We start from the raw sequence: 19482 nt of genomic DNA on the forward strand, positions 1-19482 counted from the left end.
CGTCATTAACGATTATGTAATATAGATTATATTAATAAAAAATATAATATCAATTGATTATTGCAATTAAAATTAGTCGTAAATGATAGATTTTATACTAAAATCGCCAAAATATACAATGGATTATTTAAGTATAATTGTGAGTATAAATTATTAATACCCTTGCTTATTAGGTTTAAATTTTTAAAAACCTTTTTCACTGTTTTTTCTTCAAACCCAGAAATCTAAAGAATTCAACAAAAAAGAGGTTCAACTTAAAGTTAAACCCCTTCTAAATTTTATAAGATCTCTGGCAACGAATTATTTCATTTTCTTTGCCATATAATCACTTTCATTTCCTAATCGGTCGATGGCTTTGATCGCTACACCGCTTAGTTTTTTACCGTTTTTGAATTTAGGAATATCTTTGAAAAGTGTATCCAATGGTAAGATCTCTGTTTGCCATACTCCGTCATACTGACTAAAAAGTACCCACTGGAAAACTTCTGAAGCATTTTTGGTACTCCATCTTGTCTGTGCAAAACTTCCGTTATCTGTAATAAATAAGGTTGGAGTCTGCAATGGAACAGTTTTGATCCATGGGGATTTCGGTATTAATGCTTTTTCACTGTAAGGTCCGCTTTTCAGAACCGGAAGCATACCTGGATTTTTAGTAAGGCCAGCAATACTCCAGTGAATTTCACCTGCATCATTTTTGAGGATGTTTCTGGAGATTTCAATCTGGTTTTTGATTTCTGTTGGGCGGTCATAGGTTTTAATCTCAACCGTATTCAAACCTGGCCATAAGTGACGTTTCATTGTATTTTCTGACTGCCACCAGTTTAGCAACGCTTCAAAGCCCTGCCCTTTTGAATCGATCGGCCAGTACAATTGTGGGGAGAAGTAATCTACCCAACCTTTGTTTAACCATAATTTAGCATCAGCATATAACTCGTCAAACTGTGAAGATCCAACAATTCCTGCAGGATATCCCGGTTTCCAGATTCCAAATGGACTGATTCCAAATCTTACGTTATTTTTTTCTGCATGAATTTCCTTATAGATACGTTCTACAAATTTATTCACGTTATCTCTTCTCCAGTCTGCTCTAGATAAGGTTCCGCCACTGCTTTGATAAGCGTTCCATGTAGCATAGTCCGGGAAATCGGCTCCTTTGTTATAAGTAGCGTATGGATAGAAATAATCGTCAAAATGAATGGCATCAATGTCGTATCTTTTTACAATATCCTTCACAACATTGGAAACATGGTCCTGCGTTTTTGGATTAGCCGGATCAAACCAGTACATTCCATTTTTTAATCTCACCACAATATCAGACATTCTGTTGGCCATTGACATCTTATTAACTGTACCGCCATTGGTATGGTGGGCACGGTAAGGATTCAGCCATACGTGTAGTTCCAATCCTCTTTTATGAGCTTCTTCGATCCAGAATAATAACGGATCATAGTTTGGATAGGGTGCAGCACCGGTTTCTCCAGTCAAGAAGTAAGACCATGGTTCAAGATTGCTTGTATACAAAGCATCTGCGGAAGGTCTGATCTGAAAGATGGCTGCATTGAAGTTATTATCTTTGAGCATATCCAGCATACTGATAGCTTCTGCTTTCTGCTGATCTACAGTAAGATTATTTTTGGAAGGCCAGTTGATATTGGCAACACTGGCAATCCATGCCCCACGGAATTCTCTTTTGATCTCCGGAAGATTGGTTCTGAATGTTTCTTCAGTTGTAGTTCCTGTGTTAGGCTTTACTGCTACAGGAGGTTTTGGCTGGGTTGTAGTGTTATTGGTATTAGGTTTTGTTGTATTTTTAACAGGAGGAGTCTTTGTTACATTGTTCTGAACGGAACATGAGATACTATAAGATGAAACAACTCCCAATAAAACGATAAGTTTTAATTTATTCATTTTCATAGCCGTAAAACTACTTTAAATTATATTTTACTATTTCGGATATTCTTTTGAAAAAATAAACAATTTTTCCGATTATTTAGAAAAAAAGCCTCGAAAAATTCGAGGCTTTTCTATATGATATTGATTATAAATCAGAGCTTATTAAGCTTTCCCTGATCTTTCAACTCTTTTTCTTTCTTCTTCAGAAAGAAGTTTCTTACGCATTCTGATAAAGTTTGGAGTTACCTCGATTGCCTCATCAGCCTGGATATATTCCATACATTCTTCAAGAGAGAATAAGATTTTTGGTGCAACACCTGTATCTTTATCTTTTCCAGAAGCTCTCATGTTATTCAACTGTTTTGCTTCAACGATGTTTACAACCAAGTCACCAGGTTTATTTTGCTCACCGATAACCATTCCTGCATAGATCTCCTCACCCGGATCAACATAGAACTTACCTCTATCCTGTAATTTAGCGATAGAATATTCTGTAGCTGGACCTTGAGTTTTGCTGATCAACACCCCATTACTTCTTCCAGGAATAGCTCCTTTGAAAGGCTTGTATTCTGTGAAACGGTGTGCCATAATAGCTTCACCTGCAGTAGCTGTCAACATTTGAGAACGCAATCCGATCAAACCTCTTGAAGGAATTTCGAATTCCATGTGCTGCATTTCACCTTTAGTTTCCATAATGTGAAGATCTCCTTTTCTCTGAGTCGCTAAGTCGATAACTCTTGAAGCATATTCTTCAGGAACATCTACAACTAAAGATTCGTAAGGCTCACATTTTTCACCATCAATTTCTCTTAAGATAACCTGTGGCTGACCAATTGTCATTTCATACCCTTCTCTTCTCATTGTTTCGATCAAAACTGACAAGTGAAGAATACCTCTACCGAATACCAAGAAAGTGTTGGCATCATCAGTCTGTTGAACTCTTAATGCTAAGTTTTTCTCTAATTCTTTATATAATCTTTCTTTCAGGTGATTAGAGGTAACATATTTACCATCTTTACCGAAGAAAGGTGAATTGTTAATTGAGAACGTCATGTTCAACGTAGGCTCATCAATTGCAGTTCTTTCCAATGGCTCAGGATTTTCAAGATCTACGAAAGAATCTCCAATCTGGAAAGAATCAAAACCTACTACAGCACAGATATCTCCTGCCTGTACTTCAGTTACTTTTTTCTTCCCTAAACCTTCGAAAACGTATAATTCTTTTACTTTTCCTTTTACCACTTTTCCATCTGCCTGAGCAAGACCGATCCATTGAGATTCTTTAAGCTCTCCTCTTGTTACTTTTCCGATTGCAATTCTTCCTAAGAAAGAAGAGAAATCTAATGAAGTAATCTGCATCTGAAGGTTTCCTTCAGTTACTTTAGGCTCAGGAACATACTGTAAGATACCATCTAATAATGGCATAATGTCTTCAGTTTGTTCTAATGAAGTGTTGAACCAACCTTGTTTTGAAGATCCATAGAATGTAGGGAAATCCAACTGCTCTTCTGTAGCTTCAAGGTTGAAGAATAAGTCAAATACTTTATCATGAACTTCATCAGGACGACAGTTTGGCTTATCTACTTTATTGATAACCACTAATGGTCTCAATCCTAATTCTAACGCTTTCTGTAGTACGAATCTTGTCTGTGGCATTGGTCCTTCGAACGCATCCACTAACAAGATAACTCCGTCAGCCATTTTCAATACTCTCTCTACTTCTCCACCGAAATCCGCGTGACCAGGAGTATCAATTACGTTAATTTTAGTGTCTTTATAAGTAACAGAAATATTCTTGGATAAGATGGTGATCCCTCTTTCTCTTTCAAGATCATTGTTATCCATAATTAATTCTCCACTCTCCTGATTTTCTCTGAAAATATTGGTAGCGTGGATGATTTTGTCAACCAAAGTCGTCTTACCGTGGTCAACGTGTGCGATAATCGCAATATTTCTAATGTTTTGCATATAGGATTTTTACGGGTGCAAAAATAGTGATTTTAAATGAATTAATTAAAAAGTTTATGCAATATTTAACAATTTCATAATGAGAAAATTAGATAAAATACTTTTACAGTCTTCTGAAAAACACATAATATTAAGGTTGAGTTATTTCATTGTTTCTCCCTTCTGCTCCTATAATTTTCCATGGCTATATTGATCAATTTATTCAGGAAATCTTATTTTGTATACTGATAATACCCTCTGAACGTTTTTTATTTGACCTTTGAAAAATTCCCTTAGCTTTTTGTCGTTAAATTATTTTTGATTGCTGAATGATCAATATAAGGCGAAAATGGATTCTCTTTTAAATACAACCAATTTACAATCTCTATATACTTTTTAATCTAACTCTTTCAACTATTCTATAATAAAATATTACACGTCAAGTTCTGACGCCACCCCTTTTTATCTTTGTCTCAATAAATTCTTGCAAGGATATTATACTATTTATTTTATTAAACACCAAAAACAAAAAAATGAATACAATTGAGTTAAATGACGTATTTACAGGGGAATGGACTGTATTTTTAGAAACTAATGAAAATTATATAGGAAATCCTATTACGGATGCCATGTGTGATGAAATCATTTATAAGAAAATTGATCAGAAATATTACAGAAGAGTTCTGGAGAATAACGAGGTTAATGTTCAATGGTTTGGAGCAAAGGGTGATGGAATTACCGAGGATACCCACGCAGTACAATTGGCTGTAGATTTCCTAAAAAATATCAAAGGCGGAACTTTATTCTTCCCAAAAGCAAAATATGTAATCCAGAGTGTAGATTTTATTGGTAAAGAATATTCTAATATTTCTATTATTGGAAACCAAGCCGTTATTAAGCAAAAAATTGGTATAAAAAGGTATATTGACAATTGTCCGGTATACCCTTCTGGGAGTAACACCCCCGAATACCCAAGAACTGGAGAAAATGACATTTGTCTTTGGAATGGTTATAAAGAACGTACCTCTTCCCGTCACACAGGTATGGATGGTGTATTTGTATTCAATTCCAAAGCATACAGGGAATATAACGATATCAATGCTATTAAAAATATTAAAATAAAAGGAATCCGTTTCGAAAGTCAGAATAATGTAACAGAAGACTTTGATGAATTAATGTCACAAGTTGTATTATGTGGGGTTTCTAATGTCCTAATTGAGGAATGTGAATTCATTCAGTTTTATTCTGACGGGATTACTATTTTAGGAAGCATCAATGAACATCCTGATACCAAAAGATGTTACAATGGCTATGTAGAAATCAGAAACTGTCTTTTTGACGGAGTAAACTGCAATAACCGCCAAGGTGTTTCTGTTTATTACTGTGACAGATCATTAATTGAAAACTGTACTTTCAAAAACATTACAAGAAGTGCAGAACCTGGAGAACCTGGAGCAATGCCGGGAGCTATTGATTATGAATCCGATTCTGTGAATATCTATCAAAGATCAGCTATTGTTAGAAATTGTTACTTCGAAAATATTGGTGGTAGCCTCGGAGCTATTTCAATACTTATACACAATGTAAAAGATGAATATCCTGATCCAATGGCCTTAGCTGGGTATACTCCAGAAGTTACAAACTCTGCAAATCCTGATCTTGATTCTATAAAAAAAGCGAATTCATTCAAAGGGTTTGTTTTTGAAAATAATATTTTTGAAAAGGTATTAGCTCCTCTAAGCATCATTGGTATAGAAAATTATATGGATTATAAAGGAAATTACATTGTCAAATTTGTTGATTCTTCTGTTAATCACGCCAAATTATTGATGAATCTGAGTAAAGCATATGGAGTCTTGATTGAAAACAATAGTTTTACCAATATTAAAGAAGGTGCTCTAGCGAGAGAGGGTGCCAATAAGGTTCTGTTAAAAAACAACAATATTTCCAATGTAGGAGAAGAGATCTGTATCCATATTTCTGATCTATCTTCTCATATTGAGATTATTGGAAATACATTCAAGCATATTAAAGCTCTAGCTATTAATTTTCAGAATAAGCTATCTCTTTCTAATAGTAAAATTATTGATAATGATTTTGGAACACCTCAAAATCTAAATAATATCTTAATGGTTTTAGGATCAGGAAATGCTACTCCAGAAGATTTTATTAATCTAGAAATAAGAGGAAATAAACATTCTGGATTCAATGATATTGGAATATATCCTTTCATGGTGGATCCAATATATCCAAACTACACTCAGATTCCACCTTCTAAAATTTTATATGGAGTATCAGAATTTCAAAACGCTGATATATTCCCAGATCCTACCTATCTTGGAAATTTGATCGGTATGGTAAAAAATGAAAGACTAAAGGATTATAATGGTATTCCTATTATTGTTCAGACTTTTATTCCTTATGATCCTATCAATAAACAATATAGAAGGGTCGCCGTTAGTAATACAGCTTTCAGTGCCTGGAAGGAAATCTAATTATAAATTTCTTTTTATCTGAATAACACCTCTTTTTGAGGTGTTTTTTTATTAATTAATGTCTTATCAGCCGATACATCAAAATAATATCAATTAAAACCACAATGAAAAACTTCACCAGAAAAGATTTTTTGGATACTTTATGATTAAAGATCAACATTCCGGAAGCAGCGCCTATAATACCTATCAATGAAAGACCTAAAAGAACATTCTCAGAAATCCTCCATTGCTGCCTTTTGGCTTGAAGTTTATCAAATCCAAAAACACAAAAGGTAATAAGATTAGCGATTAATAGAAAAGGAATCATTCTACAATTAATTTGCTGCAAAAATAAAGTTTAATTTATATATGAAAAAGCCCTGTCTTACTTCCACAAAATATTTGTCATATTATCAGCATAAGATTTTTTAAATTTGCCACTCATAAAAATGAAGTAATGACAGTACATGATTTGGCAGGAACTTATTCTATTAAAGGAAGCAATCAGGAAGAATCTGATGAATTTTCTTATCAGGGTACCTTAATTTTATCAGTTGATGAAAATGCCCGCATTATTGCCCAATGGATGATTGGCGATCATATCCAGAACGGAACAGGATTTTATAAAGACCGTATTTTAGTGCTTAACTTTAATTATGAAGGTGATGATCACAACATTTATAAAGGAGTTGCGGTATACCGTTGTCTGAGTCAGGATATCCTGGATGGTTTTTGGTCTGAGAAGCATGGTAACCCGCTGTATTTGGGGAGTGAGTATTGTGTGAGAATTGAGAACCCTATATTTTTGAATTGAGATTTGAAAGTCTTATGGTTATTAGAATCTTAGCGAAGACACTATCCGATAAAGTGTGTGAAATTATAAAGGTAATTCATTTAGAATCTTTTTCTGCAGTCTCCAATTTGGCAAAAATCGATCCATCAAAATAATAAAATTCTTATTATGATTTCTTTCAAGCAAATGAACCAATTCATGTACAACAATATATTCAATACAGTCAATTGGTTTTTTTGCCAATTCTATATTAAACCAAAGCATTCGTCTTTCAATATTACAACTTCCCCATTTGGTCTTCATTTTTCTGATGCCAAAATTGATCCCCTCTATCTTCATGAATTTAGCATACTCTAAAATTAAAGAACCAATCTTTATTTCCAATTCTTTCTTGTACCAATTGTAAAGTGTTTTTTTCTTTTGTTCCAAAGTTGCTTCAGGTACAGCATATAGTTCAATAGTAGTATGTTTTAAAACTAATTTAGACCTCTTACTTTCAATAACCTTCATTAGATAACGTTTGCCAAAAAACTGATGACTTTCTTGTGTAATAATCAATTTTGGATCTTCGCGTTCTTGGCTTCTTACTTTTTCTTGTTCTCTTTTTATCCAATTGAGTTTAGTCGCTGCATATATTTTCACTTTTTCCAGATCATAAAATTCGGGAGAAGCAATGGTCACCCGCCCGATGGGCGGGTGCACACTTAGATGTAGATTTTTAATCGCTTTAAAAGTGACCTCAATTTCTACAGAACCTATATATATTATTTTATTTGTCATTAATATTCATCTTTATGAGCATCAATGATTTTATAAATTTCCTCCACTTTATTAATATCAACTACGACATCATAAATTGCTTTCTTGACCAGTTTTTGTTTGGCTATATTTTCCCTAAATCCATCTTGTTTTGCATATTGAACAGCTTCTTCTAAAACTAATGTTAATTGTTCATCACCATCTAATGTATGATATAATGCTACTTTTCCTTTCGTATTCAGACATTTCGGAACATCATCATTTTTTCCTTGATTCACCTGACGAATAACTTCTGCCATCTCTTTTAGATATTGTTGATAGTTAATAGTTTCTTGTTTCCTTCTTTCAATTAATTCCTGTAACAAAATAGACATCTGATCAAAATATTTAGGATCCAGTAAATGTTCCTCTACAATCTTACTACGTACATTATTTTCAATAATTTCAGCTACAGCTTCTTTATTTCCTTTAATTTCATTGGGCAAACTATCAATGGCAGTATCTATATTAATTTCCAGCAAATCCAATAAGGAGATATTTTCAAAAGGCGAAATGACTTCAGATTCGTCTGCTTTTATATAAGTATCAATTAAGAAACGCATATCTGCTTCGTAAGCTTTTAGGTTAATAGTCTCTCCCGAAGCAATACGAATGATCTCTCTCAAATTTAAATATTCATCTAATTTATCATTAAATCTTCTGATTTCTGTTTCAGTAAATTCTGCAGCAATAAAATCAGCCTTCACATTGGCATAGGCACGAATATATTCTACAATAGCTTTATACAAAGCCATGCGTTTATATTCAGTAGCTTTTAAATCTTCCGGCTTTTCTGTATTTCCACAGAAATAGTGAATATACGCCAAATCATTTTTAGGCTTCTCTACATTCTCGCAAATACTTTCTACTATTTCAAAAGCGGTAAACAAGCGATCCTTAGCAACCTTTAAACGATCTTTTAATTGGATGCTTACCTCTTCCTGAGTAAACTCCTCACTGTCTAACTCCGAAGTATACACATTGATAGCATCCTTCACATTTCCAAATAACTCCATATAATCAATGATATATCCATAATCCTTATCATCGGTATCTAAACGGTTTACCCTACAGATAGCCTGGAACAAGGTGTGATCCTGCATCTTTTTGTCAATGTAAATATAAGTACATGGTGGTGCATCAAATCCAGTCAGTAATTTAGAAACTACAATAAGCAGCTTCATCCTTACAGGTTCTTTCCGGAAACGTTCTTTAGCATCTGCTTCATATGTTTCCGTTTTAGATTTATTCCCTTTTACAGATACATCTTTTAATAAATCTGTATAAGTCTTATAAATAAATTGCTTATCTGTTTCGTTATCTGTACCAGTATCTTCCAATGAAACATCACTTGCGTTGGGATTATATGATGTGATGATGGCGCATTTATTTTTCAGTTCGGTATTCAAAAACAGGCTATAGTATTTTGCAGCTTCATAAATACTTGAGGCTACCAAAATGGCATTTCCCATTTGATTCTTCAAACGTGGTTTAGTAGAAAAGTCAACAATGATATCTGTAACGATTTTCTCCATTCTGCTTTTTGAACTCAATACGTTCTGCATAGTACCCCACTTCTTCTTCAGTTCATTTTTTTGGAAATCATTGAGTCCTGCAGTTTTGACTTCAAACCATTGGTCAACTTTACTTTCAGAAGTTAGATTTTGTTCAATAGCCCGGCCTTCATACATCAGATCTTTGACTACTCCATCTGCTACTGCTTCATTAAATTTGTAGGTATGAATGTATCTTCCGAAAACATCCATTGTTGTTTTCTTATCTTCTTTTAGCAAAGGTGTTCCTGTAAAGCCTATGAAAACAGCATTATGTAAAACAGCCTTCATCACCTGATTCAGTTTCCCACTTTGTGTACGATGACATTCATCTATAAATACGAAAATCTCTCCTTGTATATTTACGGGGTTATCTTGTAGATCCTTAATGAACGTATCAAAATCAGTCTCTGTTTTATTGCCAAATTTGTGAATTAACGAACAAACTAATCTTGGTCTTGGAGAAGTTAGAAATTGCATCAATTCTTTTCCTGACCTTGTTTTGGCAACATCAGTTTCCCCCACATCCTTAAAAACTCTTTCTATTTGATCATCTAGCTCTGTACGGTCTGTTAATATTACGATTCTTGAATTAGCAACGTTCTCCAAAATCCATTTACCAAGCATCACCATCATTAAAGATTTACCGGAACCTTGAGTATGCCAGATAATTCCGCCTTCCTTTTTACGGATAAACTCCTGTGCTTCTTTCAAAGCAAAATACTGGTGAGGTCGAGGAAGTTTCTTTTTACCTGCATCGAAAACAATTCCGTTATAAATGATATCTAGAATACGTTCTTTAGCACATAACTTCTTTAAATATTTATCCAATTTATAACCTTGATTCTCGTTTTCATCTTCTTTCCAGGCGAGATAATATTTGTTTTCAGTTTCAATAGTGCCATATTTCAAACCCTGTGTATTATTTCCTGCCATCAGCAACTGAACGGTGGTATAAAACCATTCATTGAATAGTACCTTTTGATTGGAAATAGATTGATTGATACTTTCAGAAATATCAGTTGTTCCTCTTTTCAATTCTAATACACCAATTGCAATCCCATTGATGTACAAAACTACATCTGGACGACGATTGTTTTCACCTTTTGTTAATGTAACTTCTTCGGCAATACCAAAATCATTTTTATCGAAGTCATTCCAGTCAATAGGGAAAATAGTATCGAATTGCTCACCCAAGTCCACACGTGCTTTTACACCATAGCGTAAAAGAGAATACATATCTTTATTACGTTGATACAAATTACCAGAATTGGTAACTGCTAAATCGTAGACTTCTTTTACAGCTTTATCTGTCAGGGGTTCTGAGTACCCTCGGCTCAACAGATTCCTTTTAAGAATTTCTTCTTCTACGTTGCTGTTGTGTTCCTTCTTTTCCCAATTACCATAATAAGTATAGCCTAACTCCTGTTGAAATAACTGAACTATCCGGTCTTGGGTGATGCGTTCTATAGGATTGATCATAATAACTTTGTTGTTAGCAAGTGAATTATGCTTTTATTGTGATTCTTAATTTCCTCAATATACCACTTTTTTTCTTTCATCATTTCCATTTGCTTTATACTGTCTTTTGAGTTAGAATTTAAGTAATGTTCTTTTTTAGCCTGTGGCAAATAATTACTTAATTTAGAATTATTGCTGTGTGAAATTAAGCATAGATTCCCAATACAATTTAAAATTTCTTTATCATCAATTGCCTCACCACTTATAGGATTTTGGGGATAATAATGTTCAACAGAGCTTCTAAAAGAGAAAGCAAAATCTTTATAAGAATCTTTATTTTGTTGCCACAATAAATAATCAATATAATTGAAAACAAGGTTATTTTTTATTTGACCATATTTCAATAAGTTATGTGAAAATGAATATTGGAATTTTGACAAATCAGAGTGCAGCATTTCATCATAACTTAGTTCTTGAAGACCATTTAAAAATCTATACTTTAAAAACTTATTAGCAATCATTCTTAAGTGATTGATATACAAATTAGGCATAATATTATTCTGGCCTTCAAGTTCTTTATTAGTTATGGTAAAGAGGTAGTTTTCATTTAAAAACTTTAGAGCTTCAAACAGCCAATATTTATATACTAATGTAGGAGTGGAAACGTGAAACATCGATAGTAATAATATTAATTCATCATTATCAGATTTTTCCGAGTAAGTATTTACATAATTGTAAGATTCTTTATCTCTTACGCAGTCAACTTTTGGATAAAATTTCAAAACCTCCAAACTCCAAAAATCACTTCCCGTCAAATATTTTCTTTTGATAACATACTGATCTAATAAGAATTTATTTTTTAGTAGTTGATAAGCAAATAATTTCACGAATGCTTCTTTGTCACTAGCTTTATCCAAAGCTGTTTTAAAAAAGCTTAAAAGTCTTTTATCGTCCAAACTTACTTGTTGGTCAGGAACGATTAGTTTCAAAGTGTGAAGAAGAAAGTTTTCAAAGTTTATTATAGGTTGATATTGTTTTGAATCAGACTCATTTATTATATCTTCATTATTTAACTTTTCTATTTTCTGTGATAAGATTCCAGCATTATCAGAATTCACAATCTCAGAAAAAGATATTCCATCATTTTCATTTAATAATTTTGACGAATAAACATCCATTATCTGAAACATATCGCTAAATGATTCTGGCATAAATTGGAACCATCTATAACCAAATAAATGTGTGCGTAATTCCTTTGGAAACAACAATTGTACATAAGTATCCATTTGAGAACAAGCTTCCCAGATCATATTAAATTGCTTTCTTACAATTTTGGCATTTGCACACCCATTCAATTCTTTCATCATTCTGGATTTAAGAATTTCGTGTTTTTCCAGTTGCTCTCCTCTTGAATTCATTATTTCAAAGTAATGATTCATATCAGTGTCTAATGGAACCTGTACTCTAACAATAATTACTTTCTCAAATAAATATTTTAGAAATCCTTCAAATGTCTTATTTGCTAAAACAGCTTCCTTACTATCTGACGAGAATTTTTCTTCTAACTGCTCCAGTTGTGATTTTATAATGGTAATGCCTGATAGAATATTTTCGTTAAAATCTGGAAAATTAGGGCTTTCAGTTCCATTATTAAATATGAATTCAACTGTTTTTTCTGAAATCGGTCTTGACTCAAAATGGATTATAGTCCTGGTTAAAAACGATGAGACAGATGAAGCTACTTTACCTTCATTAAATAACTCTCTTAATGCACAAACAAGCAAATTAAAAGTGGTAAGCCTTTGCTGTCCATCAATAGTTTCATAAAAACTACTATTATGGTCTTTTCGATAATTTACGACTAATGTTCCTATGTAATAATGCTTATCTTCTTCTTCAATGTAATAGTCTTTTATATCTTCAATTAACTGAATAATCTGTTTATCTTCCCACTCATAATTTCGTTGATATATAGGGATAAGGTATTTGTTGTCTTCTGTGAAAAGTTTCCCTATTGTCAAATCTTTTAGATCTTGGTTATTAGTTAGCATAATAATTATTATTTTTAAAAAATTCAACAATCCTTTTGTCCATTCTCCTAGACTCTTCGCTACTAAAATTTTCGATACTTTGGTACGTCGGTAACCTAAGTATTTGAGCATTTATCACTTCTTTAGGCTGTATAGCATTTTTTATAATCAGGAAAAGATTATTTGCAATCACATAATTATCTAAAGAATCGAAACCCAATCGTTGATATTCAAACCTTAAATAATAACACCAAACAAAAGCTTTTTCTATAAATTCGTCGAGTTCATTTTCACCAAATTTATCAATATAGTAAATTGTAATACACTCAAATAAATCCTGTAGATAACTCTCACCATCACGATAACTAAAGTTGTTTCTATAAACCAACTTTACCAATAACTCAGATGCTGTACATTCACTATCTTTTGTAGTATTAGGTTTTAGATAACTTTTTTTGAATTTCTCATTTATTCCCAGATAATAGTCGATGTATTCAAAAAACCTTCTTCCATTAATCATTAATTGATCTATCTGAAATGGAAAGTGCATAAATCGTTTATCTATTTTTCGCTCTACATTCTCATTGTAATTGTCTACTAAATGATGAGTAATTTGCATACTTTTCACGTATGGGAAGCTTTCAATTTTATCAATACTGATTCCCTTAAAAGAATCAATATGTTGTTTACCAAAATATCGAGAATGTCGGTTATTACTCCAGCCTTTTATTCTAAAAAGATACTCTGAAAATAACCCGGCTAATTTTTTAGACGAATATTTTTCCCAGTGATCAACAATTTTCATTTGTACATTTCGATCAGAAGAGTCAAATTCCCTTAAATGAAAAGCTTTCAACAAATCGTGTGGATATAAATCTTTCCCTCTCGAATTTTGAGAGTCAAAAAATTGAAATGCCTCATTCTCGTTATGAATAAAAAAAACCACTACTTGAAATTTAGTGACAAAACTTGATATGGTTTCGTCATCGAAATGCTGAATCGATCTTCTAATGAGTTGATAGTTTTGGTTAATATTCTCAATACTTGTCTTATTATTGTATTTAATGTCAATAATATCTAATTTTTCTTTTAAATCAGCTACAAGCTTTTGAGTATTGGTTTGATATTTATTATTTCCTATAGTTTGCTTATAAATAGCATAAATAAGCAAACGTAATGTAGTATATCGTTGTTGACCATCAACAATGTCGTGATAAATTACATCTTGATTATCTTCAGTTAATTTATTTTCGTGAATTACTATTGTTCCAAAACGGTAATTCGTTTTTTTTCGAAAAGTATGAATATCATCAATCAGTTGTATAACATTTTTTGAAGTCCATTTATATGGTCTTTGATATTCGGGAATTCTGACTTTTTCAAGACTAATAAAATCTTGTATGTTATAAATTTCAGCTCTGTTATTCATCAGTTATAGTGTTTTCAATTTGAATTTAAAGATATTTTTATAATAATAAATTTTGTCTACTGTAAAATTATATTCTCAATAACTTCATATTTATAGCCTGTCTTTTTATCTTTAAAGTCAAATTCGCTATATGGAATGATAAGGCTTATATACTTTTTATCTTCTTTTAGTTTTCCTATTTTCAAATTTGTAAAATCATATCTCAAAACGGTTACACTTTTTTCAAACTGATTTAAACATAATAAAAAAACCTTTTTTACTATTTTTCGAAATATTAAAATTCCAAATAAATTTTTCTTTTCCAGAAATACTTGAAATATTATTATTACCTTTTTTTAAGTATCTAATTTCATTTACAAGTCTTTCTTTTAATTTACCAGAATCAATTTCTGTAATTTTTTTGTCATTAAACTGAATTTTATTATCAATTTCATTATCCAAAACATACTCATCCACAACTTTATGTTTTTTATCGTAAGCACTATGATGTTGCCTGCACAGCATAATCAAATTATCTTTCAATGGTTTATGTGCTTCTTCATAATGATTTAAAAATGTATTCAAATTAACAGAATAAGAATCTCCATTTTTAAAATATCTATTTAAGATATTTCTAATAATTGATTTTCTATCAAGTTTTTTGTGAGAAAAATGAGCAGTATCTAAACATTTATATCTACCACAATAATCAGGATTGTTGGTATACTCACCTAAAGCATTATTCTGGCAAGTCTTCTGGCTTTTTTTCAGCTCCCTACCTAACTTAGTTATAATCTTATTAGTGGCTGGACCAATAAATTTCTCAAAGTCCGCAAATGATCCCTCAAATACAGCCATAATTATTAGTTTTTATAATTTATTTTTTATGGTTATTTCCAAATGGCTGAAATTGCCTGATGAGATCTTCTTTTGTATTAATACCCGATTCATCAACAAATAAATAGATCCTATTTTTCAGAATATGTTCTGTAATCAATAAATGGATTTTATTTCTTGTGTCACGATTTATATTTCCGTTTTCTAAATCTTTTATAACCTCATTTATAGAATTGATAGTTTCTCCTATGTATAGTATTTCTTCGTCTGTTAAAACAGTCCAAACAATATTAGATGGATTATAATTCTCGTAAATTCTTTCTAAATCAAGCTTTAATGTAAGACTTTTAAACTCTCCAATTTCTTTAAAACCTAATTCCAAAAATTTTTCTTTCATCAATTTTATTTTTTGTTGAATAAATTAATCAAATACTGAGTAGTATTTCATATTAAAAATGAGATTGCTTCGTCGCTTCGCTCCTCGCAATGACATAATTCTACACCAGCCTCACTCTCCCCGTTAACAATTCTTGCATCATCCCTTGTTTTATCTGGCGTGCTTTTGCAAGTTGTATTTCCAGAACTTCCAACTCCGCATCCATATCCGATAAGATTGTAGCGATGCGGGTTTGCTCGGTGAGAGATGGATATGGAATTTCTAAAGGTAAAATATGCTTATTATTTATTTGTGGAATTGATGTAGTATCAGCAATTTTGTCAAGTCCAAAAAATATCAATGAATAATACAAAAACTCATTGTTAGTATTTTCTGGAACAGTTAGCGTCATTAGATTAGTATCCATAAAAGAATCTTCTCCAAGAATTCTTATTTTGTTTAAAAAAATTGAAGCACCTCTCTTCGGAAAAATGATACTCCCTTTTTTAATCGAAGACTCAGTTTTAATAAAATAAGACCCTTTAACTGTATATTTTGCAGAATTGTTTAGCTCATCAACTTTTAGATAAGGTATTCCATCTTCAGAAAATGTAAATATTGATGGACTATAGCCACTATTAATTACGACAATTTCTCCCAACTTCTTCACTTCCCAACCTTCTTTAGGTGTCAACAACTCCTGCATTGTCCCTTGTTTGATGAGACGTTTTTTGGCAATTAGTTCCATCAGGCTTTCTATCCAAGCATCAGCATCACTCAAGGCTTCCGCTATCGCTTTTTGTTCAGGCGAGGGTGGACACACAAAATTGAAGTTAACAAAATCTTTTTGGTATAAATGCGTGATTGTAGATCCTGCTGTAATTTTTAGAAGGAAATCATCAAAATAAAAAGACATCAAAACATAATAGAAAAACCTATTATTGATATTATTTAATTTAGGTCTTACTACAAAAACTCCACTATTTAAAGTTGTCGGTTTCGGTAGAAAATTAACATAGGCAACCTTCCCGATTGTACCATCTTTTGTTACCAGTACATCACCAGTTTTTAATTGAATGTTTCTATCTTGGTCAAATCGCATTTTTTCAACAAATACACAATTATCCCAATCAATATATCCATTTTTGAAATCAGTTCCTGTCACTAATCCGTAATTACCTGTCTCTAAATATTCTGCGGTTGTTAATCCTTGCCATCCAATTCTTGCTTTAAGATTAAAATTTTCCTCTAAATTAATTAATATCCAATCTTCTGGTAATAACCCAATTTCCGTCAGCCTCATTTTATTTTCCTTTACCATACCAATCCCATTTTTTGTAGATGGGCCATTACTTTTCGTGAAGCTTCCGTTGTCTTAGTTTCTAAAGCAGGCAAAGCCTGTTGGTAGCGGCCCGCCAGTTCCTTAATGCGTTGCGTTAATTTTTGGCTTAGTTTTCCCTGTTCATTGTTCAGAGCATTTTGCAATACGAGTGTCCATTTGTGGTTAATCACCATATCTTTTATTTCGGCATCGGTAAGCAATGGATATTGCGCCACTACTTTTATTTCCAGATTTTCTTTTGCTATTTTGATCAGTTTGGTAATGCCACCTAAAGCTTCTTGTGTATCAATATAATTTTTAATGTATTTCAATTCTTCCCTAGAAGCATTCTCTGCCTTACGTATTTTATAAAAGTCTTTTACATTTTTAAGATTTATTTTTTCCAGATCACTAAAAACACCTTCCTCTTCATTGTTTTCTTCTTCAATTTCTGCAAGAGCTTCCTGTGTAAGATTCAGTTGGTTTTCCAGATCTTGTAAACTGGCGTTTTCCTCTTTAAAAAAATAATGGATCATCATTTCCGGCGTTATCATTCTTCCTTCAATTCCAGCTAAACCAGGGATATCTTTATCTTGAGCCATCTTACCATCTTTTCCTTTTTTACCTTTAATGACCAATCGGATATATTCATTTCCAGCCTTCCAGCCATCCATTGAAATTGAATAAAAATCATCCTGCATCACTTCGTTCCAGTATTGCATAAGATGCTGGTACATTGAATAACGATTGACTAAAGCATTATTCTCAAAATGGTCTAAGATCGTTTGTGTTGATATTTCAAAGGACTCTTTTATTCCAAAACCTTTTTCCAAACTATTCCATTTCATTTGTTGTTCGTGCAGCCATTTATCAAAATCATCGTGCATTTTCCTATTAAAATCAACAAATTCAGGATGATTGAAAATAGTAGTTTTAACATCTTCTGCAGGCACTTTCAATTCAAAATATCCCTCTCTTGCCGGGCTGAACAAATCAGCTTTCAGTGAAGGGAACAAATCCCAGTAAGCCTGTAGACCATCTACATCCTTCTCTGGAATACCTCCTAATAAATGCCCTGCCAAATCCTGAATATCTTCGGCCTCCTGTGTGTCAACATATCTTGGAATATTGAGGTTATAATCATTTTTAGGATCTGCAATTTCCGTCATTGATACCATTCTACTAAACTTCGGCACTTCAGCAAATGCATCAAACACATCGGTAATCTTACGAATATCCTGCTCTCGTAAACGGTTTTTATTGCCGTCTTTTACAAAGTCTTTGCTTGCATCAATCATAAACAGTCCTTTTCGATTTTCGGCATTTTCTTTGTCAAGAACAATAATACAAGCCGGAATACCCGTCCCATAAAATAAATTAGCTGGCAAACCAATGATCGCTTTGATATAACCTTTCTTTAAAATATTTTTACGAATTTCTCCTTCAGCATTTCCACGGAACAAAACTCCGTGAGGCAATACAACAGCACCCTTTCCATTTGCTTTCATCGATTGTAAAATATGCAATAGAAAAGCATAATCGCCATTCTTTTCAGGTGGAACCCCTAAAGCAAAACGATTGTATTCATCGTTTTCTATGCTTACCCCATTACTCCAGCTTTTTAAAGAGAATGGAGGATTGGCAACAACATAATCAAATTTTGGTAATCCATCTTCCTTAGAGTTAAACTTAGATGGTCTGGATAATGTATTATCTGCAACAATTGTTGCCGTTTCAGCACCATGTAAAATCATATTCATATGAGCTAAATTGGCCGTAGTAGTTTCTTTTTCCTGACCATAGAGATCAATATTCTTACCTGCTTCATTCATTACTTTTAGCAATAATGAACCTGAACCACAAGTAGGATCATAAGCTTTTGTTTGGTTTGAAGAATTTTTTTGATTAATACCAATCACTTTTGCCAATACTCTTGAAACTTCGGCAGGGGTATAAAACTGCCCTTTTGACTTTCCGCTTTCGGTAGCAAAATGACGCATCAGATATTCATAAGCATCCCCTAAAATATCGTCTCCCTCAGCAGAATTTCCAGAAAAATCCAAACTCGTATCATTAAAAATACGTACCAGATTGGAAACTGTATCTACTAGATCTTTTCCTTTTCCTAGCCTATTATCATCGTTGAAATCAGGAAACTCATTAAGCTTATTAGCTTCTTTTATAGGATTAAGTATTTGTTTATTGATCTTATCACCAATTTCAGCATTACCAATCAACTTGACCATATCATCAAAAGATGCATTTTCAGGAACGGTAATTGCTCCATACGGGTCGCCTTTATATTTATCTGAAATGTACTTTACAAATAACATAGTAAGTACATAATCTTTATATTGAGAAGCGTCCATTCCGCCTCGTAATTCATCACAACTAGCCCATAACGAGCTGTATAGCTCAGATTTTTTAATTGCCATTAATATCTACTTCAATTTAAGCGTTAAATATAACAAAAAAAGCAATTTTTTTATTCAATAATACTGTCTAATATTTATTTTTTTAGATAAGATATGTACCAACACAGATCGTTTTTATAGAAAAAAAATAATTACAAAAAATCGCCACCCTTTCAG

General features: G+C 32.4%; 13 protein-coding genes. 2 read left to right on the forward strand and 11 right to left on the reverse strand.

The annotated features are described in order from the left end of the window. Nucleotides 1-300 precede the first annotated feature (300 nt). On the reverse strand, nt 301-1914 hold the full coding sequence (locus WH267_RS23180; RefSeq protein ID WP_445223284.1) for a glycoside hydrolase family 10 protein: 1614 nt from the start codon (nt 1912-1914) through the stop codon (nt 301-303). A 141-nt stretch (nt 1915-2055) separates the two neighbouring features. Further along, nucleotides 2056-3861, reverse strand: a complete 1806-nt coding sequence (typA, locus tag WH267_RS23185; protein WP_340011300.1) for a translational GTPase TypA — start codon at nt 3859-3861, stop codon at nt 2056-2058. A gap of 512 nt (nt 3862-4373) precedes the next feature. Here typA and WH267_RS23190 point away from each other — a divergent pair. Continuing rightward, nucleotides 4374-6335 carry a glycosyl hydrolase family 28-related protein gene (locus WH267_RS23190; RefSeq protein WP_340011303.1) on the forward strand — a complete coding sequence of 654 codons (1962 nt, stop codon included), beginning with the start codon at nt 4374-4376 and terminating at the stop codon, nt 6333-6335. 55 nt (nt 6336-6390) lie between these two features. On the opposite strand, the gene WH267_RS23195 is transcribed toward WH267_RS23190, so the two are convergent. Further along, nucleotides 6391-6642, reverse strand: a complete 252-nt coding sequence (locus WH267_RS23195; protein ID WP_123318872.1) for a DUF1294 domain-containing protein — start codon at nt 6640-6642, stop codon at nt 6391-6393. 129 nt (nt 6643-6771) lie between these two features. Here WH267_RS23195 and WH267_RS23200 point away from each other — a divergent pair, with 129 nt between their 5' ends. Then, a complete protein-coding gene (locus tag WH267_RS23200; RefSeq protein ID WP_123318871.1) occupies nt 6772-7128 on the forward strand; it encodes a hypothetical protein in 357 nt (118 codons plus the stop codon). Between the two features lie 63 nt (nt 7129-7191). On the opposite strand, the gene WH267_RS23205 is transcribed toward WH267_RS23200, so the two are convergent. From WH267_RS23205 to WH267_RS23240, 8 genes are all read right to left on the reverse strand, one after another. After that, on the reverse strand, nt 7192-7887 hold the full coding sequence (locus WH267_RS23205) for a M48 family metallopeptidase (protein WP_340011308.1): 696 nt from the start codon (nt 7885-7887) through the stop codon (nt 7192-7194). Continuing rightward, nucleotides 7887-10940, reverse strand: coding sequence for a type I restriction endonuclease subunit R (locus tag WH267_RS23210; RefSeq protein ID WP_340011310.1), 3054 nt, complete (start codon nt 10938-10940; stop codon nt 7887-7889). Before WH267_RS23210 ends, WH267_RS23205 begins: the two co-directional genes overlap by 1 nt. Continuing rightward, complete coding sequence (locus tag WH267_RS23215) at nt 10937-12970, reverse strand: DUF262 domain-containing protein (RefSeq protein ID WP_340011313.1); 2034 nt, start codon at nt 12968-12970, stop codon at nt 10937-10939. Before WH267_RS23215 ends, WH267_RS23210 begins: the two co-directional genes overlap by 4 nt. Continuing rightward, a complete protein-coding gene (locus tag WH267_RS23220) occupies nt 12960-14378 on the reverse strand; it encodes a DUF262 domain-containing protein (RefSeq protein ID WP_340011316.1) in 1419 nt (472 codons plus the stop codon). The genes WH267_RS23215 and WH267_RS23220 overlap by 11 nt, the downstream gene beginning before the upstream one ends. Before the next feature lie 222 nt (nt 14379-14600). After that, nucleotides 14601-15215, reverse strand: coding sequence for a hypothetical protein (locus tag WH267_RS23225; RefSeq protein WP_340011318.1), 615 nt, complete (start codon nt 15213-15215; stop codon nt 14601-14603). A 19-nt stretch (nt 15216-15234) separates the two neighbouring features. Then, nucleotides 15235-15591, reverse strand: coding sequence for a hypothetical protein (locus WH267_RS23230; RefSeq protein WP_340011320.1), 357 nt, complete (start codon nt 15589-15591; stop codon nt 15235-15237). Nucleotides 15592-15691: 100 nt separating this feature from the next. Then, nucleotides 15692-16891: a restriction endonuclease subunit S gene (locus tag WH267_RS23235; protein WP_340011321.1), complete on the reverse strand. Its 1200-nt coding sequence runs from the start codon at nt 16889-16891 to the stop codon at nt 15692-15694. Then, nucleotides 16885-19326, reverse strand: coding sequence for a type I restriction-modification system subunit M (locus WH267_RS23240; protein ID WP_340011323.1), 2442 nt, complete (start codon nt 19324-19326; stop codon nt 16885-16887). Before WH267_RS23240 ends, WH267_RS23235 begins: the two co-directional genes overlap by 7 nt. Between the last annotated feature and the right edge of the window lie 156 nt (nt 19327-19482).

The organism is Chryseobacterium sp. MYb328, assembly GCF_037572595.1.
Taxonomy (GTDB): Bacteria; Bacteroidota; Bacteroidia; order Flavobacteriales; family Weeksellaceae; genus Chryseobacterium; species Chryseobacterium pennae.